Origin of the sequence: Streptomyces sp. Y1 (genome assembly GCF_041053115.1) — a bacterium.
Taxonomy (GTDB): Bacteria; Actinomycetota; Actinomycetes; order Streptomycetales; family Streptomycetaceae; genus Kitasatospora; species Kitasatospora rubellomurina.
In genome coordinates, this window is record NZ_CP163445.1 from 988,732 (window position 1) to 1,013,227 (window position 24,496).

Annotated in this window: 20 protein-coding genes, 1 rRNA gene, 1 pseudogene and 1 riboswitch; of the genes and pseudogenes, 7 read left to right on the forward strand and 15 right to left on the reverse strand. The window is 72.7% G+C overall.

What is annotated here, in order from left to right:
• Window positions 1–66 precede the first annotated feature (66 nt).
• On the forward strand, window positions 67–1,338 hold the full coding sequence (locus AB2U05_RS04140) for an MFS transporter (RefSeq protein ID WP_369182466.1): 1,272 nt from the start codon (window positions 67–69) through the stop codon (window positions 1,336–1,338).
• Window positions 1,339–1,438: 100 nt separating this feature from the next.
• Entirely contained in the window at window positions 1,439–1,966 is a 528-nt protein-coding gene (locus AB2U05_RS04145) for an HAD domain-containing protein (RefSeq protein ID WP_052706309.1), read from the forward strand.
• On the opposite strand, the gene AB2U05_RS04150 is transcribed toward AB2U05_RS04145, so the two are convergent.
• The gene (locus AB2U05_RS04150; protein ID WP_045697947.1) at window positions 1,944–2,732 is read right to left on the reverse strand and encodes a CPBP family intramembrane glutamic endopeptidase; all 789 of its coding nucleotides are present in this window, start codon (window positions 2,730–2,732) and stop codon (window positions 1,944–1,946) included. The two genes, AB2U05_RS04145 and AB2U05_RS04150, sit on opposite strands and share 23 nt — an antisense overlap.
• 73 nt (window positions 2,733–2,805) lie before the next feature.
• Complete coding sequence (locus AB2U05_RS04155; protein WP_045697945.1) at window positions 2,806–4,308, reverse strand: glutamate--cysteine ligase; 1,503 nt, start codon at window positions 4,306–4,308, stop codon at window positions 2,806–2,808.
• Between the two features lie 364 nt (window positions 4,309–4,672).
• Between AB2U05_RS04155 and AB2U05_RS04160 the strand changes: the two genes are divergently transcribed.
• Both AB2U05_RS04160 and AB2U05_RS04165 read left to right on the forward strand, forming a co-directional pair.
• Window positions 4,673–5,245 carry a hypothetical protein gene (locus AB2U05_RS04160; RefSeq protein ID WP_045697943.1) on the forward strand — a complete coding sequence of 191 codons (573 nt, stop codon included), beginning with the start codon at window positions 4,673–4,675 and terminating at the stop codon, window positions 5,243–5,245.
• A 420-nt stretch (window positions 5,246–5,665) separates the two neighbouring features.
• Window positions 5,666–5,857: a DUF5999 family protein gene (locus tag AB2U05_RS04165; RefSeq protein WP_045697941.1), complete on the forward strand. Its 192-nt coding sequence runs from the start codon at window positions 5,666–5,668 to the stop codon at window positions 5,855–5,857.
• Between the two features lie 125 nt (window positions 5,858–5,982).
• Here the strand turns inward: AB2U05_RS04165 and gcvP are convergent, their stop codons facing one another.
• On the reverse strand, window positions 5,983–8,883 hold the full coding sequence (gcvP, locus tag AB2U05_RS04170) for an aminomethyl-transferring glycine dehydrogenase (RefSeq protein WP_045697939.1): 2,901 nt from the start codon (window positions 8,881–8,883) through the stop codon (window positions 5,983–5,985).
• 239 nt (window positions 8,884–9,122) lie between these two features.
• Window positions 9,123–9,226: riboswitch (glycine riboswitch) on the reverse strand.
• Between the two features lie 237 nt (window positions 9,227–9,463).
• Between gcvP and AB2U05_RS04175 the strand changes: the two are divergent.
• From AB2U05_RS04175 to AB2U05_RS04185, 3 genes and pseudogenes are all read left to right on the forward strand, one after another.
• Window positions 9,464–9,775, forward strand: a pseudogene (locus AB2U05_RS04175) (PRC-barrel domain-containing protein); the annotation flags it as partial.
• Window positions 9,764–10,585 carry a YsnF/AvaK domain-containing protein gene (locus tag AB2U05_RS04180; RefSeq protein ID WP_369185891.1) on the forward strand — a complete coding sequence of 274 codons (822 nt, stop codon included), beginning with the start codon at window positions 9,764–9,766 and terminating at the stop codon, window positions 10,583–10,585. The pseudogene AB2U05_RS04175 and the gene AB2U05_RS04180, both read left to right, overlap by 12 nt.
• 197 nt (window positions 10,586–10,782) lie before the next feature.
• A complete protein-coding gene (locus AB2U05_RS04185; protein ID WP_045697937.1) occupies window positions 10,783–12,270 on the forward strand; it encodes an MFS transporter in 1,488 nt (495 codons plus the stop codon).
• A gap of 149 nt (window positions 12,271–12,419) precedes the next feature.
• Here AB2U05_RS04185 and AB2U05_RS04190 read toward each other — a convergent pair whose 3' ends face one another.
• From AB2U05_RS04190 to rrf, 12 genes are all read right to left on the reverse strand, one after another.
• Window positions 12,420–13,829 (reverse strand): DNA polymerase IV, encoded by a 1,410-nt coding sequence (locus AB2U05_RS04190; RefSeq protein ID WP_369182467.1) that lies wholly within the window; start codon window positions 13,827–13,829, stop codon window positions 12,420–12,422.
• 60 nt (window positions 13,830–13,889) lie between these two features.
• Window positions 13,890–14,594, reverse strand: a complete 705-nt coding sequence (locus AB2U05_RS04195) for a vancomycin high temperature exclusion protein (RefSeq protein ID WP_045697933.1) — start codon at window positions 14,592–14,594, stop codon at window positions 13,890–13,892.
• A 131-nt stretch (window positions 14,595–14,725) separates the two neighbouring features.
• The gene (locus tag AB2U05_RS04200) at window positions 14,726–15,370 is read right to left on the reverse strand and encodes a MerR family transcriptional regulator (RefSeq protein ID WP_078860073.1); all 645 of its coding nucleotides are present in this window, start codon (window positions 15,368–15,370) and stop codon (window positions 14,726–14,728) included.
• 251 nt (window positions 15,371–15,621) lie between these two features.
• Window positions 15,622–16,098, reverse strand: coding sequence for a bifunctional nuclease family protein (locus AB2U05_RS04205; protein WP_031070646.1), 477 nt, complete (start codon window positions 16,096–16,098; stop codon window positions 15,622–15,624).
• An 84-nt stretch (window positions 16,099–16,182) separates the two neighbouring features.
• A complete protein-coding gene (locus AB2U05_RS04210) occupies window positions 16,183–16,878 on the reverse strand; it encodes a MerR family transcriptional regulator (RefSeq protein WP_208615479.1) in 696 nt (231 codons plus the stop codon).
• A 182-nt stretch (window positions 16,879–17,060) separates the two neighbouring features.
• Window positions 17,061–17,603 (reverse strand): FHA domain-containing protein, encoded by a 543-nt coding sequence (locus AB2U05_RS04215; RefSeq protein ID WP_045697925.1) that lies wholly within the window; start codon window positions 17,601–17,603, stop codon window positions 17,061–17,063.
• Between the two features lie 583 nt (window positions 17,604–18,186).
• Complete coding sequence (locus AB2U05_RS04220) at window positions 18,187–19,185, reverse strand: DUF881 domain-containing protein (RefSeq protein WP_369185892.1); 999 nt, start codon at window positions 19,183–19,185, stop codon at window positions 18,187–18,189.
• Between the two features lie 112 nt (window positions 19,186–19,297).
• Window positions 19,298–19,630, reverse strand: a complete 333-nt coding sequence (locus AB2U05_RS04225; RefSeq protein ID WP_045697923.1) for a small basic family protein — start codon at window positions 19,628–19,630, stop codon at window positions 19,298–19,300.
• Window positions 19,627–20,745, reverse strand: coding sequence for a DUF881 domain-containing protein (locus AB2U05_RS04230; protein ID WP_369182468.1), 1,119 nt, complete (start codon window positions 20,743–20,745; stop codon window positions 19,627–19,629). The genes AB2U05_RS04225 and AB2U05_RS04230 overlap by 4 nt, the downstream gene beginning before the upstream one ends.
• 230 nt (window positions 20,746–20,975) lie before the next feature.
• Window positions 20,976–23,471 (reverse strand): mannose-1-phosphate guanyltransferase, encoded by a 2,496-nt coding sequence (locus tag AB2U05_RS04235; protein ID WP_045697918.1) that lies wholly within the window; start codon window positions 23,469–23,471, stop codon window positions 20,976–20,978.
• Between the two features lie 124 nt (window positions 23,472–23,595).
• Window positions 23,596–24,216, reverse strand: a complete 621-nt coding sequence (locus tag AB2U05_RS04240; protein ID WP_045697916.1) for a CDP-alcohol phosphatidyltransferase family protein — start codon at window positions 24,214–24,216, stop codon at window positions 23,596–23,598.
• 104 nt (window positions 24,217–24,320) lie between these two features.
• A 5S ribosomal RNA gene (rrf, locus tag AB2U05_RS04245) occupies window positions 24,321–24,437 on the reverse strand.
• Window positions 24,438–24,496: the final 59 nt, after the last annotated feature.

The following is a 24,496-nucleotide window of genomic DNA, read 5'->3' on the forward strand; positions in this document are numbered from 1 at the left end:
CGAATCCCTCCGCACGGTACGAAAACCGGATGGACACCTGTACGAACTCCCGCCATAGTCACCCGGGTGCCGACCCCCACCGCCCCGCACCCGCGCCGCCTCGCCTGGGCGAGCCGCAACTTCCGCATCCAGACCGCCGCCACCGTGGTCAGCGGCCTCGGCAACGCCGGCGCCCCCATCGCCACCGCCTTCGCCGTCCTGAACAGCGGCGCAGGCACCACCGAGGTCGGCTACGTCACCGCCGCTCGGCTGCTGCCCACCGTGCTGTTCCTGGTGGTCGGCGGCACCCTCGCCGACCGGCTGCCGCGCCACCGGGTCATGGTCGCCGCCAACGTGTTCAGCGGCCTGTCCCAAGCCGTCCTGGCCGCCCTCGTGCTGGCCGGCGACGTCCGGCTCTGGCAGCTGCTGCTGCTCTCCGCCGCCGGCGGCGCCGGGTACGCGCTCTACTCCCCCGCCGCCGGCGGCATGATCATGCAGGCCGTCCCCGAGGAGCACGCCGCCCGCGCCTTCTCGGTCTTCCGGATGGGCCAGAACGCCTCCCAGATCGGCGGCGCCGCGCTCGGCGGCGCCCTCACCGCCGCGGTCGGCCCCGGCTGGGTGCTCGCCCTGGACGCCCTCTGCTTCCTGGTCGCCGCCGCCCTGCGCTTCCTCCTGGAGCCCGAGTCCGCCCCCGCCCCCTCCGGCGGCAGCATGCTGCGCGATCTGCGGGACGGCTGGCGGGAGTTCTCCTCCCGCCGCTGGCTCTGGGTGATCGTGCTGCAGTTCGCCGTCGTGGTCGCCTGCGTCAACGCGGTCGAGGCGGTCTACGGGCCCGCGGTGGCCAAGGACCGGCTCGGCGGCGCCGGCGCCTGGGGCCTGGCCATGTCCGCCTACGGCGTCGGCCTGGTCGTCACCGGGCTGCTGATGGTGCGCTGGCGCCCCCGCCGCATCCTGCTGGTCGGCAACTGGGGCGTGTTCCTGTTCGGCGCGCCCGCCCTGGCCCTGGCCGTCGCCGCGCCGCTGCCGCTGCTGGTCGCCGCGATGTTCCTCTCCGGCGTCGGCGTCACCGTCTTCGGCGTCAACTGGATGGTCGCACTGCGGCAGGAGATCCCCGAGGAGGCGTTCTCCCGGGTCTCCGCGTACGACGAGCTCGGCTCCTACTCGCTCGCGCCGATCGGCACCGCCCTGGCCGGCCCGGCCGCCGCCGGTCTCGGCCTGTCCGGCGCGCTCTGGGCCTGCGCCGTGCTGTGCCTGCTGCTCAGCGCCGCCGTCCTGGTCGACCCGCAGGTGCGCCGGCTCGCCCGCCGGAGCACCGAGGACGCACCGGAGGCCGTCCGGGAGTCCGCGCCCGCGCCGTGAGCCCCCGTGCGCCCCGCGTGCGCCCGCCGGAAAGCAACCATGAGTGGTTCCGGTTCGTCCGACCGAGGAGGAACACCATTTCACCTGGGGGGCGCCACCAGTGCCGAAGCCACTGCTCTTCCTGGACGTCGACGGCGTCCTCAACCCGGTCTGCCCGCATCCGGACGCCGGGTTCGACACCCACACCCTGCTCGGCTACACCGTCCTGCTCTCCGCCCGGCACGGCCGCTGGCTGCGCGAACTCGCCGGCCGCTACGAACTCGTGTGGGCCACCACCTGGGAGGAGCACGCCAACACCCACATCGCCCCGGCGATCGGCCTCGACCCGCTCCCGGTGGTCCGCTTCACCGGCTACGTCCCGCAGCCGGGCGACCCGCGCGTCCCGCTGATGGAGCTGTTCTCCGCCGCCAAGTGGGCCCCGTTACTGCGCTACGCCGCCGGGCGCCCGTTCGCCTGGGTGGACGACGTCATCCCGAGCCGGCTGATCCGCAACTCGCTGTGGCGCCGCGACCGCCTGCTGCTGCCGATCGACCCCGGCCAGGGCCTGGAGCGCCGCCACGTCGACCGGCTGCTCGAACGCCCGCCGCGCGCGCAGCCGCTCCCGCTCAGGGGGTCGGCAGCCAGCTGACGTGCCCGGCCAGCAGCGCGTACCCGACGAAGGCCACCGTGTCGATCAGCGCGTGCGCCGCCACCAGCGGCATCACCCGCCCCCAGCGCCGGTACAGCAGGCAGAACACGGCGCCCATCACCATGTTGCCGACCAGCCCGCCGACCCCCTGGTACAGGTGGTACGAGCCGCGCAGCACGGAGCTGGCCGCCAGCGCCGCCGGCCAGGACCACCCCCGCTGCGCCAGCCGGCGCAGCAGGTAGCCCAGGACGACGACCTCCTCCAGGATCGCGTTCTGCCAGGCCGACAGCACCAGCACCGGCACCCGCCACCACACGTCCGGCAGCCCCGAGGGCGCCACCGTCAGGTTGTAGCCGGCCGCCTGCGAGGCCAGGTACAGCGCCAGCCCGGAGCCGCCGATCGCCGCCGCGACGGCCGCGCCCCGGCCGAGGTCGCGCAGCTTCTGCCCGAGGTCGAAGCCCAGCACCCGCAGGGTGGTGCCCTCGCGCACCAGCAGGTAGCCGACCAGCACCACCGGCATCAGCCCGCGCCCGATGGCGTAGAGCTGCCACACCAGGTCCAGCCAGGGCCGCCCGGGCGCCCGCGAGCCGTTCAGCGTGGCGACCTGCTGGCCGAGCTTGATCGGCTCGGTCAGTGAGCCGGCGAAGCTGATCAGCGCGCTGATCCCGCTGGCGCCGAGCGAGAGCCCGAGCACGATCAGCAGCTCCGCGCCGAGCAGCCGGCGGGTGGGCGTCGCGGTCTCCGGCTCGCTCGGGGCGGTGGTCACGGGGGCTCCAGACAGGCGGTCGTTCCCGCGACCGACCGGCCGCGGGAACGATCATCCTGGCACAGCCGCGAGGCTAGCCCACCGGCCAGGTGTGCACCGGCTCGCCGCCACGCATCAGCTCGGCGTAGCGTCGGGTCATCGCGGCGAGCGCGGCCGGCCGGTCCATCCCGTACCGCTCGCGCAGCCGGTGGAAGGTCGCGCTCTGCCAGGCCGCGCCGTTGGTGCGGCGCAGGCAGCGCTGCTCGATGATCCCCAGGTAGCGGTCCCGGTCGGCGGGCTCGACGCCCCACTCGTCCAGGCCCTGGTGGGCCATCGGCAGCAGCTCGTCCAGCACCAGGTCGACGGCGGGCACCGTCTGCAGCCCACCGCGGCCGCCCCGGCCGGAGCGCGGCCAGTGGAGCACCGCGTCGATGCCGTAGCGCGCGCCCTGCCGGAAGTTCTCGTCCGCCCGCTCGAACGGCAGCCGGGTCCACACCGGCCGGGGCTGCGAGGCGAGCACCCGGACGAGCCCGTAGTAGAAGGCGGCGTTGGCCAGCGTGTCGGCCACCGTGGGCCCGGCGGGCAGCGCCCGGTTCTCCACCCGCAGGTGGGCGACCCCGCCGGCCACGTCGTAGACCGGCCGGTTCCAGCGGTAGATGGTGCCGTTGTGCAGCCGCATCTCGGCGAGCCTGGGCGCGGCGCCGGAGGCCAGCGCCTTCAGCGGGTCCTCGTCGTCGCAGATCGGCAGCAGCGCCGGGAAGTACCGCAGGTTCTCCTCGAACAGGTCGTACGCCGAGTCCACCCAGCGCTCGCCGAACCAGGTGATCGGGCGCACGCCCTGCGCCTTGAGCTCCGCCGAACGGGTGTCACAGGCCTGCTGGAACAGCACCGGCCGGGTCTCCCGCCACAGCTCCCGTCCGAACAGGAAGGGCGAGTTGGCGCCGACCGCGAGCTGCGCGCCGCAGATCGCCTGGGCCGCGTTCCACACCGAGGAGAACCGCTGCGGCGTCACCTGCAGGTGCAGTTGCAGCGAGGTCGCGGCCGCCTCGGCGACCATGGTGATCGACTCCAGCTGCAGGTGCTCGACGCCCTCGATGTCGAGCGCGATGTCCTCGCCCCGGGCGGCCAGGATCTGGTCGCTGAGCAGGCTGTAGCGCTGGTTGCCGCTCATCGCGTCCAACCCGGTGTGGGCGTGCTCCAGGGTCGGCAGGATCCCCACCATGACGATCCGGGCGCCGGCCTCGGCGGCCTGCCGGTCGGCGTAGCGCAGCCCGGTGTCGATCTCCTCGCGCAGTTCGTCGAAGACGTGCCCGCACAACCGGTGCGGAGCGATGTTCACCTCGATGTTGAAGCGGCCCAGCTCGGTCTGGAAGTCACTGGAGCCGATCGCGCTCAGCACCTGCGCGTTGCTCATGACCGGCAGGCCCTGGTCGTCGGCCAGGTTGAGCTCGATCTCCAGGCCCATCACCGCCCGCGGCCGGTCGAAGCGGTTCTCGTCGAGCATCCGCCCGAGCGCGTCCTGGCACGCCTGCAGCTTGCGTCGGTACAGCTGCCGGTCCGCCAGTTCCGCACGCGTGGCCACGACCTTCTCGCCCACGGTCCCCTCCTCCAGAGCCACCGGCCGTCGAATCGTGCCAGCATCATGCCCACCCCGAAGATCGATACCCGAATGCTTGTACTGGCTTGCAATGCAAGGAATCTGACGGCCATTCACCAAATCAATCGACTTGCCCGACGCCACCGCCTGTGATAAACAGGTCACCCTGCGCACCTGTTCGATGGAATTCGCACTGCGCTCCGGCCGGTCGGTTCCCGCCTCGCGTCCTCGGCGACGGCGGCGACCGCGCCGGCACCGCGATCATGCACAACCGGACACGGCCAGTCCCGTCAGCGCTGACGCACCGCGCCACGCCGGTATGCCGCACTCGCACGCCGATCTCGCACGGAGGGCGGACCCCGCCATGACTCTGCAGACCCCCCAGCCCCCACCGAGTGCCCTGCGCGCGGTCCTGGGCGCGCTCGACTCGCAGACCGCGCTGCGCCAGCCGGCTGCCGCAGCGCTGCTCCATCCGACCGGACCGCTGCTGCCCGCCCATCCCCTCGCCGTCCACGTCCTGGACGGCCCGCGCGCCGAGCTGTCCGCCGCCCGCCGGACGGGCTGGCGCTTCCTGATCAAGGACGGCCCCGAGGTGGCTGCCGCCGCCGAGGTGGTGCAGAGCGCCGAGGGCCACACCTTCTCCCACTTCACCGCCGGCCCCTACCTCGACTCGACGGTCCGGGCGCTGCGCCAGGCCTGGCAGCTCGCCCAGGGCTCCCGGGCCCAGCGCCAGCCCCGGCTGCTCACCTTTCCCGGCCAGTACGCGACGGCCCTGTGGCTGCACAGCCCCGAGGCCGACCCGTCCGCCGACCTGCTGATCCCCCTGGCCCCCGCCCCGCTCGGCGTCACCGCCCACCGCGCCCAGCCGGCGGCCGAGCTGCTGCCGCTGCTCGCCCGGGCGCCACTGGCCCGGCCGCTGCTGCTCGGCTCCTCCTGAACCCGCCACCTCCGTAGGGCCGCCGGGCGCCACCGCCCGGCGGCCCTGTGTCGCGCCCGCGGCTCCCCGCCCCCACCACCCGAACAGCAGCCGAACGGCACCCACCCGGACGGGCCATTGCGCATGGCCCCGGCGGGCCATCAGCCGACTGGCCCACTGGTGCGCGATTTCCGGCCCGGCCCACCTGAACGGGTGATCTCTACCCGGGAGTTGTGGCGCATGTCACGAAATCCCTGCGCGCGCGTCCGCAGATGCCGACACTGGGAACCAGCGTGGAAGGACCCCTGTCCTACCCACTTGAGCGCTGGTCCACACCTGGCCGGCGCACGGACAGAATCCGGCCACCGCGGCGGTTCCCGACGCTCGTTCGTCGGCGGCCGCACCACGGGGAGGATCGCAGAGCGAAGCGAGGGTACGCGTATGTGCCAGCACCGTCCTGAGTGCCCATCGGCCGAGTCGGAGGACCGCGAGGCGGCCGTGCCGTTGGCCTGCCACCCGGAGCAGGGCTGGAGCCTGCTCTGCAACGGCGTCGTCCTGTTCGAGGACACCGGAGAGCTGCTGCCGGACGGCCGGGTGATCGCCCCGCGCCGCCCGGTCGCCCACGCGGCCTGACCGCGCCGGCGGGGGCAGCCGCCAGGAGCAAGGGGGAACGGGCAGGGCCCCGGCGAGGGATCTCGCCGGGGCCCTGCCGCGTCACCGCGCCGATCAGCCCGTCTGCCGATCGGACGGTCTGCCGATCAGACGCCGTACTCGTCCAGCGGCGGGCAGGAGCAGACCAGGTTGCGGTCGCCGTACGCGCCGTCGATCCGGCTCACCGGCGGCCAGTACTTGTCCGCCGGGTTCACGCCCGCCGGGAAGACGGCCTCCTGCCGCGCGTAGCCGTGCGCCCAGTCGCCGGCCAGCGAGGCGGCGGTGTGCGGGGCGTTGCGCAGCGGGTTGTCCTCGGCGGCCCACTCGCCCGAGCCGACCTTGTCGATCTCGCCGCGGATCGCGATCATCGCCTCGCAGAAGCGGTCGATCTCGTGCAGGTCCTCGGACTCGGTCGGCTCGATCATCAGCGTGCCGGCCACCGGGAAGGACATCGTCGGCGCGTGGAAGCCGTAGTCGATCAGGCGCTTGGCGATGTCGTCCACCGTCACGCCCGTCTCCTTGGTCAGCGGGCGCAGGTCGATGATGCACTCGTGCGCGACCAGCCCGCCGGGGCCGGTGTAGAGCACCGGGAAGTGCGGGGCGAGGCGCTTGGCGATGTAGTTGGCGTTCAGCACGGCGACCTGGGTCGCGTGCTTCAGGCCCTCGCCGCCCATCAGCCGGACGTACGCCCAGGAGATCGGCAGGATCGCCGCCGAGCCCCACGGCGCGGCCGAGATCGGGCCGACGCCGGTGGCCGGGCCGGCCTCCTCCTGCAGCGGGTGGTTCGGCAGGTACGGCGCCAGGTGGGCGCGCACCGCGACCGGGCCGACGCCCGGGCCGCCGCCGCCGTGCGGGATGCAGAAGGTCTTGTGCAGGTTCAGGTGCGAGACGTCCGCGCCGAACTTGCCCGGCTTGGCGAGGCCGACCAGGGCGTTCAGGTTGGCGCCGTCCACGTACACCTGGCCGCCGGCCTCGTGCACCAGGCCGCAGATCTCGGTGATCTGGGTCTCGTACACGCCGTGGGTCGACGGGTAGGTGACCATCAGCACGGCGAGGTTGTCGCGGTGCTGCTCGATCTTGGCCTTCAGGTCGTCGACGTCCACGTCGCCGTCGACCAGGGTCTTGACCACGACCACGCGCATGCCGGCCATCACCGCGGAGGCGGCGTTGGTGCCGTGCGCCGAGGAGGGGATCAGGCAGACGTCGCGCTGGGTGTCGCCGTTGGCGTGGTGGTAGGCGCGGACGGCCAGCAGGCCGGCCAGCTCGCCCTGGGAGCCGGCGTTCGGCTGGATCGAGACGGCGTCGTAGCCGGTGACCTCGACCAGCTGCTGCTCCAGCTGGCGGATCAGGGTCAGGTAGCCCTGGGCCTGGTCGATCGGCGCGAAGGGGTGCAGCTGGCCGAACTCGGGCCAGGTGACCGCCTCCATCTCGGTGGTCGCGTTGAGCTTCATGGTGCAGGAGCCCAGCGGGATCATGCCGCGGTCCAGCGCGTAGTCCCGGTCCGACAGGCGGCGCAGGTAGCGCAGCATGGCGGTCTCCGAGCGGTGGCTGTGGAAGACCGGGTGGGTCAGGTACTCGTCCTCGCGCAGCAGGGCGGCGGGCAGCGCGTCGGCGCTCTCGGCGACCTCGACGGCCGGGACGCCGAACGCGGCCCAGACGCCGGCCAGGTGCTCGCGGGTGGTGGTCTCGTCGGTGGAGACCGAGATCCGGTCGGCGCCGTCCTGGTACACGTTGATGCCCCGGGCGCGGGCGGCCTCGGCGATCTCGGCGGCGCGGCCCGGCACCACGGCGGTGACGGTGTCGAAGAACTCGCCGTGCAGCAGCTCGACGCCGCCGGCCCGCAGGCCCTCGGCGAGGGCGGCGGCGTAGCGGTGGGTGCGGCGGGCGATGTCGGCCAGGCCGTCCGGGCCGTGGTAGACGGCGTACATCGAGGCCATCACGGCGAGCAGCACCTGGGCGGTGCAGATGTTGCTGGTGGCCTTCTCGCGGCGGATGTGCTGCTCGCGGGTCTGCAGCGCCAGGCGGTAGGCGCGGTTGCCGTCGGCGTCCACGGACACGCCGACCAGGCGGCCGGGCAGCGAGCGGGCGTACTCGGCGCGCACCGACAGGTAGCCGGCGTGCGGGCCGCCGAAGCCCATCGGCACGCCGAAGCGCTGCGAGGTGCCGCAGGCGATGTCGGCGCCGAGCTCGCCCGGCGACTTGAGCAGGGTGAGGGCCAGCAGGTCGGCGGCGACGGCGACGATCGCGCCCAGACCGTGCGCCTGCGCTATCACCGGGGCGAGGTCGCGGACCACGCCGGTGGCGCCCGGGTACTGCAGCAGCACGCCGAAGACGCCGCGCTCGGCGATCTCGGCCGGGATGCCCTCGGACAGGTCGGCGACGACGACCTCGACGCCGGTCGGCACCGCGCGGGTGTTGATCACCGCGACGGTCTGCGGCAGGGTCTCGGCGTCCACCAGGAAGACGCCGCCCTTGACCTTGGTGACGCGGCGGGCGAGCGCCATCGCCTCGGCGGCCGCAGTGCCCTCGTCCAGCAGCGAGGAGCCGGAGGTGGGCAGGCCGGTCAGGTCGGAGACCACGGTCTGGAAGTTGAGCAGGGCCTCCAGGCGGCCCTGCGAGATCTCCGGCTGGTACGGCGTGTAGGCGGTGTACCAGGCCGGGTTCTCCATGACGTTGCGCAGGATCACCGGCGGGGTGAAGGTGCCGTAGTAGCCCAGGCCGATCATCGGCTGGAGCACCCGGTTGCGGCCGGCCAGCTCGCGCAGCTCGGCCAGCACCTCGGCCTCGGTGCGCCCGGCGGGCAGGTCCAGGCCGGTGATGGAGCGGATCGCCTCGGGAACGGCGGTGGCGGCGAGTTCGTCCAGCGAGCCGTAGCCCACGGACGCCAGCATCTTCTCCTGCGCCGCGGCGTCGGGGCCGATGTGGCGGTTCTCGAAGGGGCTGGCCAGCTCAAGCTCGGTGAGGGTCGAGGCGCCGGTGGGGCGTCCCGCGTTCGGCTGGGCGTTCATGGTGGTCGAGGCCTCCTGGTCACGGACCGGCGGGGGGTCCGCACCCCGGCCGGCCTCCACCGCTGCGGACAGCGGAAGGGCCGCGGGCGGACGGACCCGACAGGCCTCCCCCTCTGTCATCGGGACCTGAGAGCTTCGCCCGCACGTCGCGCCGTGGCGCTCCGTCGGCTTGCACCGTCGGTGAGGGTGGTGGTCGTCGGCTCCCGCGCCGGCGCTCCTGCCCTGCTTTCCAGAGTGACCTATCCCGCACGGTACTGATGCCTGAGAGATTCCGGGGAGGAGTTGCTCCTTCGGCGCCCCTACCAGCGGTTTTCACTGACGGGGACTCTCCCGCGCGGGCTCGGCGGTCGGGGCCCAGGGTACCAGCGGGAGGCCTCCCGATCACGGGTGTGTCAGGTCACTCGGGGTCTACGCGCGTGGCATGCGCGGGCCCCCGGACGGCCCAGCGCGCAGCCCGTCCGGACGCACCCCGGTCGCGCCCGTCCGATAGATGCCTTTTGGTGTGAAGTGGCGGACGGGCGGGGAGCTCCGGCCGCCGTACCTGCGGGGATTCCGCAGGCGCAGCGCACTGGAGGAAAGAGTGCAGACCGACATCGACCCCCGGGACCTCATCGGCCACAAGGCGGTCGACCGCAACGGAGACAAGATCGGCACGGTCGACGAGGTGTACCTGGACGACGCCACCGGCCAGCCCGAGTGGGCCGCCGTCCGGACCGGCATCTTCGGCCGGGACGCCTTCGTCCCGCTCACCACCAGCGAGTTCTCCGGCGAGGAGCTCCGGGTCCCGTACGACAAGTCGCTGGTCAAGGAGTCGCCGGACTTCGGCGTCGGCCAGCACCTGTCACCGGCCCAGGAGCTCCAGCTCTACCGCTACTACGGCCTGGACACCGCCGCGGACGGCCGCCCGGCGGCCGCCGAGCCGGTCCGGACGGCCCAGCCCGACCTCGACTTCGGCACCACCACGGCGGCGGCCGCGGCCACCCGGCCGCTCGCCTTCCACGCCGTCGAACCCCACACTCCCGACTCCCACGCTCCCGACCCCCACGTTCCCGAACCTGCCGCGCCCGTCGCGACCACGACCACCCCCTCGACCGCCAGCACCGCCCCGGAGGCCACCGTGCGGACCCTCAGCACCCCCGCGCCCGCCGCCACCGCCGTGGCGACCACCACCACCGCCGCCCCGGCGGTCGAGCCCAAGCCGCAGTCCGTGGCCAACGGCTCCGCTCCCGCCACCGCGCCCGCCACCGCGCCCGAGCGCCCGGCCGGGGCGGCCACCTCCGCACCCAGCGGCCCGGTGGAGATCACCTGCCGCGAGGAGCGGCTGGACATCACCACCGAGTGGCACGCGGTCGGCACCGCGAAGCTGCGCAAGTACGTGACCAGCGAGCAGATCGAGCGCCGCGTGCCGGTGGTCCGCGAGCGCGTCCGGGTGGAGCGGATGCCGGTGAGCGAGGCCGAGCGCGCCTCGCTGACGGAGAAGGAGATCGCCGAGGCCGTCGAGGAGGTCACCCTGCGCGAGGAGCGCCCGGTGGTCCGCAAGTACCTCGCCCCGATCGAGCGGGTCCGCCTGGTGGTCGAGCGCTACACCGCGGAGGAGGTGGTCCGGGAGGAGCTGCGCCGCGAGCAGGTCGAGGTGCACGACGACACCCCGGCGGCGCCCGCCGAGACGCCCCGCCCGGCGGCGATGAGGCCGCTCTCCTGAGCACCGACCGGCGCTGACCAGCGCCGACACCCCTGCAACGAAGGGCCCCGGACGTCCGTCCGGGGCCCTTCGCCGTGCCCGCGCGGACCGCCCGGCCCCTCCCCTTTGCCAAAGCTTAACCACTCGATATTTGACACTCTGAAGTATCTACAGCATCGTTACTTCAGTTCATTCACTATGTACGGGAGGAAGCAACCGTGAGTGAGGCACCCCAGCCCACCATCGCGGCCGAGAAGCAGAGCAGCGCCCGGGTCCTGCCGGCCCTCATCCTGGCGATGCTGTCGTTCAGCGTGGTGCAGACCGCAGTCGTCCCGATCCTGCCCTCGCTGGCCAAGGAACTGAACGTCTCGGCCTCCAACATCACCTGGCTGATGACCGCCAACCTGCTCTCCGCCGCTGTGCTGACTCCCCTCCTGGGCCGCTTCGGCGACCTGCGGGGCCGTAAGCCCATGCTGCTGATCTCGCTGATCGGCCTGGTCGCCGGCTCGGCGCTGGCGGTCGGCACCCACTCCTTCACCTGGCTGGTCGTCGCCCGCGTCCTGCAGGGCGCCGGCGGTGGCGTGATGCCGCTGGCGATCAGCATCGTCCGCGACGAGCTGCCCAAGCAGAAGGTCACCGGCGGCGTCGCCGCCATCAGCGCCTCGATGGGCGTCGGCTCCGGCCTCGGCCTGGTCGCCACCGGCCTCCTGCTGGAGCACTGGAACTACAAGTCGATCTTCTGGATGGGCCTGCTCTTCGGCCTGCTCGCGGTCGCCCTGGTCATGTTCCGCGTCCCGTCCGACCCGGTCACCGACAAGGAGGGCGGCGCCGACCCGCTCGGCGCGCTCACCCTGGCCGGCTGGCTCTCCGCCCTGCTGGTCGCGGTCAGCCAGGGCAACCACTGGGGCTGGACGTCCACCAAGACCCTCGGCCTGTTCGCCGTCGCCGCCGTGGTCGCCCTCGTCTGGGGGATCATCGAGACCAAGGTCGCGCACCCGCTGGTCGACATGAAGATGATGTCCCGCCCGGCCGTCGCCTTCACCAACCTCGCCGGCCTGCTGATCGGCTTCGGCATGTACGGCTCGTTCATGGTCATCAGCAACTTCGCCCAGGCGCCCGCGGTGATCACCCACTACGGCTTCACCGCCACCGTCCTGCACGCCGGCATCATGCTGCTGCCGTCCGCGATCGGCTCGATGGTCGCCGCCCCGCTCGGCGCCCTGCTGATCGCCCGCCGCGGCCCGCGCCTGCCGCTCGTCGCCGGCGGCGTGCTCGGCGCCGTCTCGATGGCCTACCTGGCCCTGCGGCACAGCGCCGAGGGCGACATCTACACCGCCTCGGCGATCTTCGGCCTCGGCATCGGCCTCGCCTTCTCCGCGATGCCCGCCTACATCAACGGCGCCGTCCCGGTCGAGCAGAGCGGCATCGCCAACGGCATGAACTCCGTGCTGCGCACCGTCGGCGGCGCCATCGGCACCGCCGTGATGGCCGCCATCCTCACCGGCGACACCATGAAGCTGCCGCCGCAGATCCCGCTGTCGCTGCCCACCCTGGACGCCTTCAAGAACTCGTTCTGGACCGCCGCCGTGGTCTGCGTCATCGCCGGCGTCGTCCCGTTCCTGATCCGCAGCGTCAAGCCGGCCACCGTCGTCGCCGGCACCGCGCAGCGCGAGCCCAGCGACACGCTGGTCAAGACCGACGCCTGACCAGGGCGTCCGGCCGCCGCGCTCAGGGACAGGGCGCGGCGGCCCGGCCCGCGGACCGTCGTGAGGGCATCACGACCGCCCGAGGGCCGGCACGGTGAACGCGGCCCCGCCCGGTACTCCCCCACCGGGCGGGGCCGCTTCGCGTCGTCTCACTCCCCCGCGTCCTCCCCCGCGTCCTCGCCCGCGCCGTCCGCCCCCTCCGGCCGCCGCAGCGGCAGCGGCCGGGCCGCCTCCAGCGCCGGATCGTCCACCGCGAAGGTCCGCACCCGCCCCGGCCCGCTCCACGGCGTCTCGAACCGCACGGTGACCCGGCCGACACCACTGCCCTGCACCCACCCCGGCCCGAACTCGTCGTGCCGGACGTCCTGCCCGGGCAGCCAGCGCCGCACCACGACGGCCTCCGGCTCCCGCACCGCCTCCTCGGCCCCGGGCGCCTCCGGCTGCTCCGCCGCCTCCTCCCGCAGCGCCTGGGCGAACAGGTCCTCCTGGGTGTAGTCGGCGAGCTGCGCCACCCCGACGCCGAGCAACCGCACCCCGCCGGTGATGTCCACCTGCTCGGCCAGCCGCCGCGCCGTCGCGATGACCACGGCCTCGTCGTCGGTCGGGCCGCCCAGCGTCTCGGAGCGGGTCAGCGTCGAGAAGTCGAAGCGCCGCACCTTGAGCACCACCGTCCGCCCCGAGCGCCCGGCCGCCCGCAGCCGCCGCACGCACCGCGCGGCCAGCGCCTCCACCTCGCGCAGCACCCGCTCCCGGTCGGCCAGGTCCACCTCGTAGGTGTCCTCCACCGACACCGACTTGGCGTCCTGGTCCGCCACCACCGGCCGCTCGTCCAGCCCTATCGCCATCTGGTGGATCCCGGCGCCGTGCGCCCGCCCGAGCAGCGCGACCAGCTCCGCCTCCCCCGCCTCCGCCAGGTCCGCGACCACGGTCAGCCCGGCCCGCCGCAGCACCTGCTCGGTGGCCGGCCCGATCCCGGGCAGCGCCCGGACCGGCATCGGCCCGAGCACGGCCCGCTCCTGCCCGGGCTCGATCAGCACCAGCCCGTCCGGCTTGGCCCGCTCGGAGGCGATCTTCGCCATCAGCTTGGAGCCCGCCGCGCCCACCGAGCCGGTCAGCCCGGTGAGCCGGTGGATGTCCGCCCGCAGGTCCTCCCCCAGGGCCAGCACCAGCCGCTCGCCGGTCGCGTGGTCGGCCTCCGCCAGCGCCGGCCCGTACGGACCGGCCGCCAGGTCGACGAAGGCCTCGTCCAGGCTCAACGGCTGCACCAGCGGCGACAGTTCGCGCAGCAGCCCCATCACGATCTCGCTGTTCTGCCGGTACGCCTCGAACCGGCCGGCCAGGAACGCCGCGTTGGGGCACAGCCGGCGCGCCTGCGCCATCGGCATCGCCGAGTGCACCCCGAACCGGCGCGCCTCGTACGAGGCCGTGGCCACCACCCCGCGCCCGCCCAGCCCGCCCACGACCACCGGCTTGCCGCGCAGGCTCGGCTTGGCCGCCTGCTCCACCGCCGCGAAGAAGGCGTCCATGTCGAGGTGGATGATGCTCGGCAGAGACCGCACCCGTTGATCATCGCGCACGGGTACGACAACGCCGGCGAACCGGGCCCGCCGCAGTCGGCGCTACCGCCCCGCGGCCTCCGCCAGTGCCTTCGGGATGCCGTCCTCGCCGGGCCCGAGGAACACCGGGTCGGGCTTCACCAGCGCGTTGAACGCCGCCTTCCCGGCCCCGGCCACCTCCCGCAGCCCACCGAACAGCCAGGTCCCGTCGTGCAGCTCCGGCACCCCCACCGCGTACGACCGGATGCCGGCCGCCTCGCACAACGCCAGCGCCCGGCGGACGTGGAAGTCCTGGCTCACCAGCACCGCCCGGTCCACCCCGAAGATCCGGTGCGCCCGGGTGCAGGAGTTCCAGGTGTCGAAGCCCGCGTAGTCCCGCACCACCCGCGTCCCCGGCACCCCGTGCTCGGTCAGGTAGCGGTACATCGCGTCCGGCTCGTCGTACTCGGTCCGCCCGTTGTCTCCGGTCACCAGGATGGCCTGCACCTTCCCCTCCCGGTACAGGTCCAGCGCGGCCACCAGCCGGTGCTCCAGGTACGGCGAGGGCCTGCCCTGATCCAGCCCGGCGCCGAACACCACCGCCACCGGCGCGGACGGCGCGCTCTCCACGGTGCCGACCCGGTCCCCGGCCGCGAACCACAACCAGGCGCTCGGCGCCAGCGCCAGCGAACAGAGCACCGTCACCAGCTGGAAGACCCTGCGCTGCGCGCGCCGCTGCCGCAGCCGGATCCGCAGCAGCCCGGCCCTGCGCCGCAGCAGGCCCGCCATCGCCGTACCGCCCCCCACGAGCCCTCCCTCGATCGCTCCGCCGCAAGCCACGACGAGGCCGTGGGCCCGGACGGTTCCCCGCCCGGGCCCACGGCCTCGTGCTACGTGGCCCACGGCCTCGTGATGAGTGCTCAGACCGCCCGGTTGCGCCGCTGGGCGAGTTCGTCCGCCGGGTCGTTGCGGACCAGCGTCTCGCCGGTGTCGGTCCGCTCCGCGTGCAGCCGCCCGAGGACCAGCTCCAGCTCTTGCCAGACCGCCCCGACCGCGATGCCGAAGACCCCCTGACCGCCCTTCAGCAGATCGACCACCTGCTGCGGCGTGGTGCACTCGTAGACCGTCGCCCCGTCGCACATCAGCGTCAGCCCCGCCAGGTCGGCCTGCTCGGCGGCCTGCAGATGGGCGACGGCCACCCGGATGTTCTGCAACGAGACGCCCGCGTCGAGCAGTCGCTTGACGATCTTCAGCAGGAGCACGTCGCGGAAGCTGTAGAGCCGCTGGCTGGTCGCCGGGTACGGCGTCCGGACGCTCGGCTCCAGCAGCCCGGTGCGGGCCCAGTAGTCCAGCTGGCGGTACGTGATGCCGGCCGCCGCGCAGGCGGTCGGCCCGCGGAATCCGAGCAGTTCGGAGGTCGGCGCCAGCTGCTCGATGGCGGGCTGGCCCGCCTGTACGGCGGGGAACCTGCCCAGCCGGGGCAGGTCGGTCACGGTGCTTGCGGTGCGCGGGAGGTGCACGGCGCACAGGCCTCCCACGACCGCGTCATCGCCGGTGCTGCTCATACCTACCTCCGTCCACGTGTGCTGCGGGCAACCCGACTGCGGGCATCGGCCACCCGGACAGCCACTCCTGACGGTAGGCAGTCCCCTATGACCCGTCAACGATCGCCACGCCGGGCCAGACAAACCACGTCACTCAGGAGAGTGGTTTTTCGTGCCCCTAGTGTGGGTAGGTGGACGGCTTTTGGCAAAACGGCCAGCACCACGGCCGCCCGGGCCCGCCCGTCCTCCTGCGGACCCCTCCTGCGGACCTGCTACTGGGGGCCGCTCCCGCCGAAGTCCTCCGGCGACACCTGGTCGAGGAACTCGCGGAACTTCTCCACCTCGTCCTCCTGCTCGTCCGGGATCGCGATGCCCGCCTCGGCGAGCACCTCCTCGCTCCCGTAGATCGGCGTACCGGTCCGCAGCGCCAGCGCTATCGCGTCGGACGGCCGGGCGCTCACCTCGACCCCGCCGGAGAACACCAGCTCGGCGTAGAACACGCCCTCCCGCAGGTCGGTGATCCGCACCTCGGTGAGCTGCTGGCCGAGCGCCTCCAGGACGTCCTTGAAGAGGTCGTGCGTCAGCGGGCGCACCGGCGTCATGCCCTGCTGGGCGAAGGCGATCGCGGTCGCCTCGCCGGGACCGATCCAGATCGGCAGGTACCGATCTCCCCCGACCTCCCGCAGCAGCACGATCGGCTGGCTGGAAGGCATCTCCACTCGGACACCCACGACGTCGAGCTCATTCACACAGGCAACCCTATGGCTCCGACCCCGGATATGAAAGCGCAGAACCGACGCCGCTGGTCAGCGCGCCGCACCGATCGCCCGCCGCTACCCGTGGGTGCGCAGTCCGGCCTGGACCATCGCCGCGTGCAACCGCACCGACAGGGTGGCCAGCTCCCGCGCGGTGGCCTCCGCGTGCGCCCTGGTCTGCGGGTTCCGGTGCCGGCGCAGCGGCGCCACCACCTGCTCGACCAGCGCGATCTCGCGGTCCGCCGCCGCCTTCATGGCCCGCAGGTGCCGCGGCTCCAGCCCGTACCGGCCGAGCTCCGCGACCAGCCGGGCCACCTGCAGCGCCTCGCCGTCGTAGCCGCCGTCCGGTCCGGGCGCGAGCAGCCCGTAGGCCTCCCACTCCGCCAGATCCCGTTCCCCCGCCCCGGCCGCGGCCAGCAGCTCGGCGCGCCCGAGCCGGACCCCGGCCGAGGCGTCGGCCGAGGCGACCAGTTCGCGGTCCGCCTCCTCCAGCGGCCCGGGCCGGGCGTCGGCGGCGGAGGGCAGCGCGGGCGGGCTCTCCCCGCGCTCGATCGCGTCCAGGTGCTCGCGGATCACCCGCAGCGGCAGGTAGTGGTCCCGCTGCATCCGCAGCACGTACGCCAGCCGCTCGACGTCGGCCGGGCTGAACTTGCGGTACCCCGAGGGCGTGCGCTGCGGCTCGACCAGCCCCTCCGCCTCCAGGAAGCGGATCTTGGAGATGGTGACCTCGGGGAAGTCGTCACGCAGGAAGGCCAGCACCGCGCCGATGCTCAGCAGCTCGTCCGCGCCGCGCCGCCGCCCGCCGGCCCGCTCCGGGCGGACCGGCTGCCTGGGGCCCGCGACCACCCCGCGCCCGCCCCGGTCCGCCTGCGGACCGGACGACGACGCAGGGTTGGCCGCCCCGAGAGAAGAGGAAGGGGTATTCGTATTCACTCGGGCTCCTGCCGACGTTGGTTTCAGTACCCCCGGTTGTGGCCGGCGAAGAACACCAGCCGGTACTTCCCGATCTGGACCTCGTCGCCGTTGTTCAGCGGCACCTCGTCGATCCGCTCCCGGTTCACGTAGGTGCCGTTGAGGCTGCCCACGTCCGCGACGCTGAAGCCGGACGGCGTGCGGCGGAACTCCACGTGGCGGCGCGAGACCGTGAAGTCGTCCAGGAAGATGTCGCCCTGCGGGTGGCGGCCCGCCGTGGTGACGTCCGAGTCCAGCAGGAAGCGGCTGCCCGAGTTCGGGCCGCGCTGCACGATCAGCAGCGCGGAGCCCGGCGGCAGGGCGTCGATCGCCGACAGCACCTCGGCCGACAGGGCCGGCGTGGAGCCGGTGCCGGTCGTGGTGGTGGGGTCGTAGGACTCCAGGCCGGAGATCGAGATGGTCGAGGTGGTCTCCGCAGCCCCCTCGGGCAGCAGCCCGCCGCGCAGCGCGGTGCCGCAGTTGGAACAGAAGCGGGCCGCGGCCGGGTTCTGGTTGCCGCACCTGGGGCACGGAGTGGGGCCAGCCATGTTCACAGCCTCCTGGCGCGGCACACCCGACGGGTTGTGCCCGGCGTACGGGTCCGGAGCGAACCCTCCACCAGAGGTTGAGGGTGCTGACGGGAAACCTATGCGCGGGTCGCCGGAGGGGTCAACCGACGCGCCGTGGCCCGCGGGATTCCCCGCGTACTGGGCGGCGCCGCCGTCCCGGAACAGCTGCTGACCCGCGTACGGCGCGGCCTCGGGGGCCGGGCGCATGCCCGGCACGGCGGGCTCGTCCTCGGGTCGGCGGTGCCGCGCGGTGGGCGCCTCGACGGCGGCCGCGTCACGGCTCTTGTTGCGACCGAACAACTTCGAGAAGAAACTCACGGGCGAATCCCCTTGCGTGTGACAGACCCGCCCGCGGGGCAGGGTGAGAACCTCGGACAGGCTGTGGGCCCGGTTGCGGCCGGGGCCTGCTGGAGTGGTACTCCGACGGTTGGTGCTGCGGTTGGTGCTCCGGCGCGTCCCGGTACTCCGCTGAGTACCGGCACGAACCAGTCTCGCCCACGCGACGGCGGCGCCCCGCACCGGGTGCCGCCCGCACGTGACGGGCCGTTGACCAGGCGCCTCGTCACTTCGAGGCCGGCTTGGCGTACTGCGGCGTCTTCAGGTCCACCACGGCGTCCACGACCACCTTCTGCTGCTGGGTGATCGTCGCCCGCGCCTGGTGGCTCTCCAGGGTACGGACCACGCCCCCCGGGATGTTCAGCGCGGGCACCAGGTCCTGCGGGTTCCCGACGACGGTGAACCGGTAGGGCGCCGAGGCCTTCTTGCCGTCGATCTGCACCCCGCCGCCCGAGAGGTCGGTGAAGTAGGTGTTGACCACCACGCGCACGTCGTTGATCTGAATCGCCTCCGCCCCCGCCGCTCGGAGTTCCTGCAGGGTGTCCAGCAGCATATCTGCCTTCACCAGCCCTTGGGGGTCGTCGACCGTCAGTACGATGCCCGGACCGGTGGCCTTCACGGTGCCGGCGAGCACGCCGAGTTCCGTCGCCTTCTTCCTGGTCTGCTCCTGGGCCTCCTTGGCCTGGTTGGAGCTGTTCTCCAGCTTCGCCAGGGACTGCTCCAGTTCCGCCTTCTCCTGCTGCAGACGCTGCTGACGGCTGTCCAGTTCGTCGAGGATGCGGACCAGGTCCTCCTGACGGGCGCCGCGCAGCTGGCTGTGGTGGTCGTTGGTGGACCGCACCTGGATCGCCAGCGCCAGGCCCAGCGAGAACAGCAGCAGGGCCACCACCAGCTGCCCGCGCGACAGCCGCGGCGGCCAGAGCGCCGCCTTCAGGCGCCGCCGCCCGGCGTTCCCGTCCACGGGCTCGGGCTCGGGCTCGGGCTCAGGTGCAGCTTCGGGCGCGCGATCGGGTGCCGACGCCTCGTCGGGTCCCGCCTCGTGCTCGGCCCCGGCCGCCGGCTCGGACACCACGGGCTCCGGCTCCGCCTCGGGCGCCCGCGCCGGCGCGGCGTCGGACTCCGCCGACTCCTCCGGCCCGTCCGCGCCCTCCGCCGCCGTCTCGACGGCCTCCTCGGCCGACGTGTCCGCAGGGGCCGACTCCGCCTCGGCCGGCTCCGCCGCCACCTGCTCGGCAGCGGCCTCCGCGGGCTTCCGGGCCGCCTTCACCGCGCGCTCCTCGGCCGCCGGAACGGCGTCCGGCTCCTTCTCCTTCTCGTCCGCCACCGGGCGGCCCGTCTCAGGCACGGAAGACATGGCGCCGGATCGCTGCCGCGTTGGAGAAGATGCGGATGCCGAGGACGACGACCACACCGGTGGACAGCTGCGAGCCGACGCCCAGCTGGTCGCCGAGGAACACGATCAGTGCCGCGACCACCACGTTCGACAGGAACGAGACGACGAACACCTTGTCGTTGAAGATCCCGTCCAGCATCGCCCGGACGGCACCGAACACGGCGTCCAGCGCCGCCACCACCGCGATCGGCAGGTACGGCACCACGGCGTCCGGCACCTCGGGCTGGACGAAGAGTCCGACGACCACCCCGATCACGAGACCCAGTACGGCAATCACGGTCTAGCTGCTCCTGTCCCTGCGGAGGACGGCCCGGTCGAGGCCGTCGTGGGCGAGTGGGCGGACGTGGTCTTCGCGGCCCCGCTGGGCGTGCGCCGCCCGGAACCCGAGCCGCCGCCCGCGCTCGCGGACGGTGAGACGGACGCACTCGGGCTGATCGGGGTTCCCGGGGTCGCGGTCGACGCCTCGGTCGGGGTCGCCGTGGGGGCCACGGTGGATGTGGGTGTGGGCGTCGGTTCGGGCGTGGCCGGCTGCGCGGTCCGCAGCGTCACCCCGACCGCCGCCGGCAGCGTCAGGCTCTTCTGCACGGAGAGCGTCGACTTGATGCCGTACTTCTCCTGGAGCAGCCGCAGGTACGACCCGGCCATCTCCCCCTCGAAGGCGTCCAGGACCTTCGGTCCGTCCCCGATCGCCAGGACGGTGTACGGCGGCACGAGCGGCCGGTTGTCCACCAGCACCGCCTCGCCCGCGGCGCGGATCGCGGAGAGCGCGGTCAGCCGCTGGCCGTTGATCGAGACGGCCTCGGCACCGGCGCCCCAGAGGCCGTTCACCACCAGCTGCAGGTCACGGTCGCGCAGTCGCCCGCTGTTGGAGAAGCCCTGCCCGGCCCGCGGGTCGACGTTGCCGCCGAGGCCGGTCCCCGCCGCGTCCTCCAGGACCAGCTTCACGCCCGGGCCGGTCACCTCCCCCAGGCCCACCGCGCCGGCCAGGCCGGCCGCGTCGCCGCCCCCGGAGGGGAGCGCCTGCTGCTGGGTGTCGTCGACCTTGCGGCGCAGGTCCTGGACCTGCTTCTGGAGGCGGTCGGCCGAGCCGTTGCTGTCGTTGATCCGGTGGATCAGCGCGTCGCGCTCCTTGGCCAGCGTCGGCTCGGCCTTGCGCGCGTTCACCGCGCCGACCGTCACCACCGCGCCGACCAGCGCCAGCCCGGCACCGAGCGTCAGCAGGCCCCGGGCCGTCCTGGGTATCCGGCTGTCGCGGGCCCCGCCGCGCGCGGCGGCCGCCTCGGCGTAGCCCTCGTCCAGGCCGTGGTCCATCACGTTGGTCAGCAGGGACATCGAGGCGTCCGGACGGTTGTACCGTCCGTTCGGAGCACTCGGTGTCGGCGTCGCTGGCATGCCGACCATCGTCCCACGTCGGCACGGTCGCCCACGCACGGCCCCTGAGCTGCGGACACGACGGAAAGTGACGGATCGCTCCGAATGAGGTGAAACCGGACAGCGGGGCGCGCGGACCGTACCGCGCGCCCCGCCGGTCGGGGCCGTTCATGCGCCTTCGGTGGAACTTCAGTGGATCTTCGGTGGGCCGTGCGCGCCGCCCGGAGGCGCCGGCGTACGGCCGCCGGCCCTCACCGCCCGGCGCCGTCGACCACCGCCGCCCACTCGTCCAGCAGCGCCTCGGTGGCCTCGTCGTCCGGCCCCTCCGCCCACAGGTGGGTGACCGCCTCGGCCGGATCCGGCAGCACCAGCGTCCAGCGCCCGTCCGCCTCCACCACCCGGACCCCGTCCGTGGTGTCCAGCTGCCGGCTGCCGGCCGCCTCCACCACCGAGCGCATCACCATGCCCTTGGCCGCCCACGGCGTCGCGATGTCCCGGCGCCGGATGTGCGCCTGCGGGATGCGCGCGTCGATCTGGCTCAGCGTGAGCTGGGTCCGCGCCACCAGTCCGACCAGCCGCACGAAGGCCGCGGCGCCGTCCAGCACCCCGCTGAACTCGGGCACCACGAAGCCGCCGCGCCCGTCCCCGCCGAACACCGTCCCCTCGGCCGACGCCGCCTTCGCCAGGTCGTCCGGCGTCGTCGTGGTCCAGATGACCTGGGTGCCGTGGTACGCGGCGACCTGCTCGGCGATCCGGGTCGTGGTCACCGGCAGCGCCACCTGCCCGCTGCGCCGCTCGGCCGCCACCAGGTCCAGCAGGACCAGCAGCGCCCGGTCGTCGTCGATCACCCGGCCCAGCTCGTCGACGAACGCGACCCGCTCACCGACCGGGTCGAACCGCACCCCGAAGGCCGCCCGGGACGACGCGACCAGCTCGCCGAGCCTGGCCAGCCCGGCCCGGCGCGTCTCCGCGTCCTCGGTCGGCCGCGCCTCGTCCAGCCCGCTGGAGACGGTCAGCGCCTCCACCCCGAGCCGGCCGAGGATGCTCGGCAGGACGAGCCCGGCGCTGCCGTGCGCGGTGTCCACCACCACCTTCAGCCCGGCCTCCCGGACCCCGGAGGTGTCCACCGTCCGCAGCAGGTTCCCGGCGTAGGAGTCGAAGACGCTGGACGGGAAGGTCAGGTCCCCGATCTCGCCGGGGAAGGCCCGCCGGAACTCCTGGCGCGCGTAGACGCGGTCCAGCTTGCGCTGCCCGGCCTGCGAGAGGTCCGCGCCGCGCTCGTCGAAGAACAGGATGTCCAGCGAGTCCGGCACCCCGGGCGTGGTCCGCAGGAAGATGCCGCCCGCGCTCCCCCGCGCCGTGTGCTGCCGGGCCACCGGCATCGGCACGTTCTCCAGGTCACGGACGTCGATCGCCGAGGTCTGCAGGCCCGAGATCATCGCCCGTTTGAGTGCACGGGCACCACGCGAGTGGTCACGCGCGATGGTGACGGTCGCCCCCTTCTTGAGCGTCGTCGCGTAGGCCCCGGCCAGCCGCACGGCCAGCTCCGGGGTGATCTCCACGTTCAGGATCCCCGAGACGCCGCGCACGCCGAACAGGTGCTCCTGCCCGCGCGACTCCCAGATCACCGAGGTGTTCACCACGGCGCCGGCCTCGATGGTCTTGAACGGGTAGACCCGGACGTTCGCCGCGATGATCGACTCCTCGCCGACCAGGCACTCGTCCCCGATCACCGCGCCGTCCTCGATCCGCGCGGCCCGCATCACGTCCGTGTTCTTGCCGACGACGCAACCGCGCAGGTTGCTCTGCGGGCCCACGTACACGTTGTCGTGCACGACGGCCTTGTGCAGGAAGGCACCGCGCTTGACGACCACGTTGCTGCCCAGCACGGTGTGCTCGCGGATCTCCACGCCGGCCTCGACCTTGGCGTAGTCCCCGATGTACAGCGGCCCGCGCAGCACGGCCTCCGGATCCACCTCGGCGCCCTCGGCCACCCAGACGCCCGGCGAGATCTCGAAGCCGTCGAGCTCGACGTCGACCTTGCCCTCCAGGACGTCCGCCTGGGCCTTCCCGTAGCTCTCGTGGGTGCCCACATCCTCCCAGTAGCCCTCGGCGACGTAGCCGTAGACCCGCTTGCCCTCCTTCATCAGCTGGGGGAAGACGTCGCTCGACCAGTCGACGGACTCACCCGCCGCGACGTAGTCGAAGACCTCGGGCTCCATCACGTAGATACCGGTGTTCACCGTGTCCGAGAAGACCTGCCCCCAGGTCGGCTTCTCCAGGAAGCGCTCGACCTTCCCGTCCTCGTCGGTGATCGTGATGCCGAACTCCAGTGGATTCGGCACCCGGGTGAGGCAGACGGTGACCAGTGCGTTCTTACGGCGGTGAAACTCGATCAGTTCGGTGAGGTCGAAATCGGTAAGCGCGTCGCCGGAGATCACCAGGAAGGAATCGTCCTTCAACGCGTCCTCGGCGTTCTTGACACTCCCCGCAGTGCCGAGTGGTGTCTCCTCGTGGGCATAGGTGAGGTGCATGCCCAGGTCCTCACCATCGCCGAAGTAGTTCTTGACCAGCGACGCCAGGAACTGGACGGTCACGACGGTGTCGGAGAGACCGTGCCGTTTCAGCAATCGGAGCACGTGCTCCATGATCGGCCTATTCGCGACCGGAAGCAGTGGCTTCGGCATGCTGGAGGTCATCGGGCGGAGTCGGGTGCCCTCGCCCCCTGCCATGACTACGGCTTTCATTACGGGTGCGTCCTCCTTCGCGGTGGTGGACCTGCAGGTCCATCAAACCGTTCCAGAGGGTTCTCTACCCGGAAGGTATCGTCCGACGCACCGGCCCGGCGTGGGACTTCTCTCAGATCACGTCTCAGACCGTGGACGCCGAGCCCGCGGTGCTCGCCCGGACGATCTGCCGCGCCTGAACCGCGTAGAGAATCGCGGCCCACCAGTACAGGGTCGTCCCCCACCAGATGAACGCCCAGCTCACCACCTCGGCCGGCCGCGCGATCCAGCTGTCCAACTGGCCGAGCAGGAGAAGCGGAAACGCGTACATCAGGTTGAAGGTCGCGGCCTTGCCCAGAAAGCTCACCTGCAGCGGGCCGTAACCGTGCCGGTTGAGAATCGGCAGCAGGACGGTGATGAAAGCGTCCCGGGCCACCAGAATCGCCGTCACCCACCACGGCAGAATCCCGCGCCAGGTCAATCCGATGAGCGTGGAGAAGATGTAGAGCCGGTCCGCCAGCGGATCGAGCAGCTGCCCCACCCGGCTGATCTGCCCCCACCGCCGGGCCAGCTTTCCGTCCAGGTAGTCGCTGACGCCGCTCAGCATCAGGATCAGCAGGGCCCAACCGTCGTTGTTCGGGCCGTCGAAGACCGGCCAGAGAATGAGCCAGAGGAAGATCGGAACGCCGACCAGCCGGCCCATGCTGAGCACGTTGGGGATGGTGAGGACGCGATCGGTCTGGACCCGCGTCTCCTGGACCTCCACCCGGGGGCCTCCTGAACCGTATGACGACAATGCACGTTGAACTTGACCTTACAACAGAAAAGCCCCCGTCCGGTTCACCCGGCGGGGGCTTCTCTCGAAGAATTGTTCGGCGGCGTCCTACTCTCCCACAGGGTCCCCCCTGCAGTACCATCGGCGCTGTGAGGCTTAGCTTCCGGGTTCGGAATGTAACCGGGCGTTTCCCTCACGCTATGACCACCGAAACACTATGAAACTGTCGACCCGCCGGCAAGGCGGTCGTTGTTTCAGAACAACACAGTGG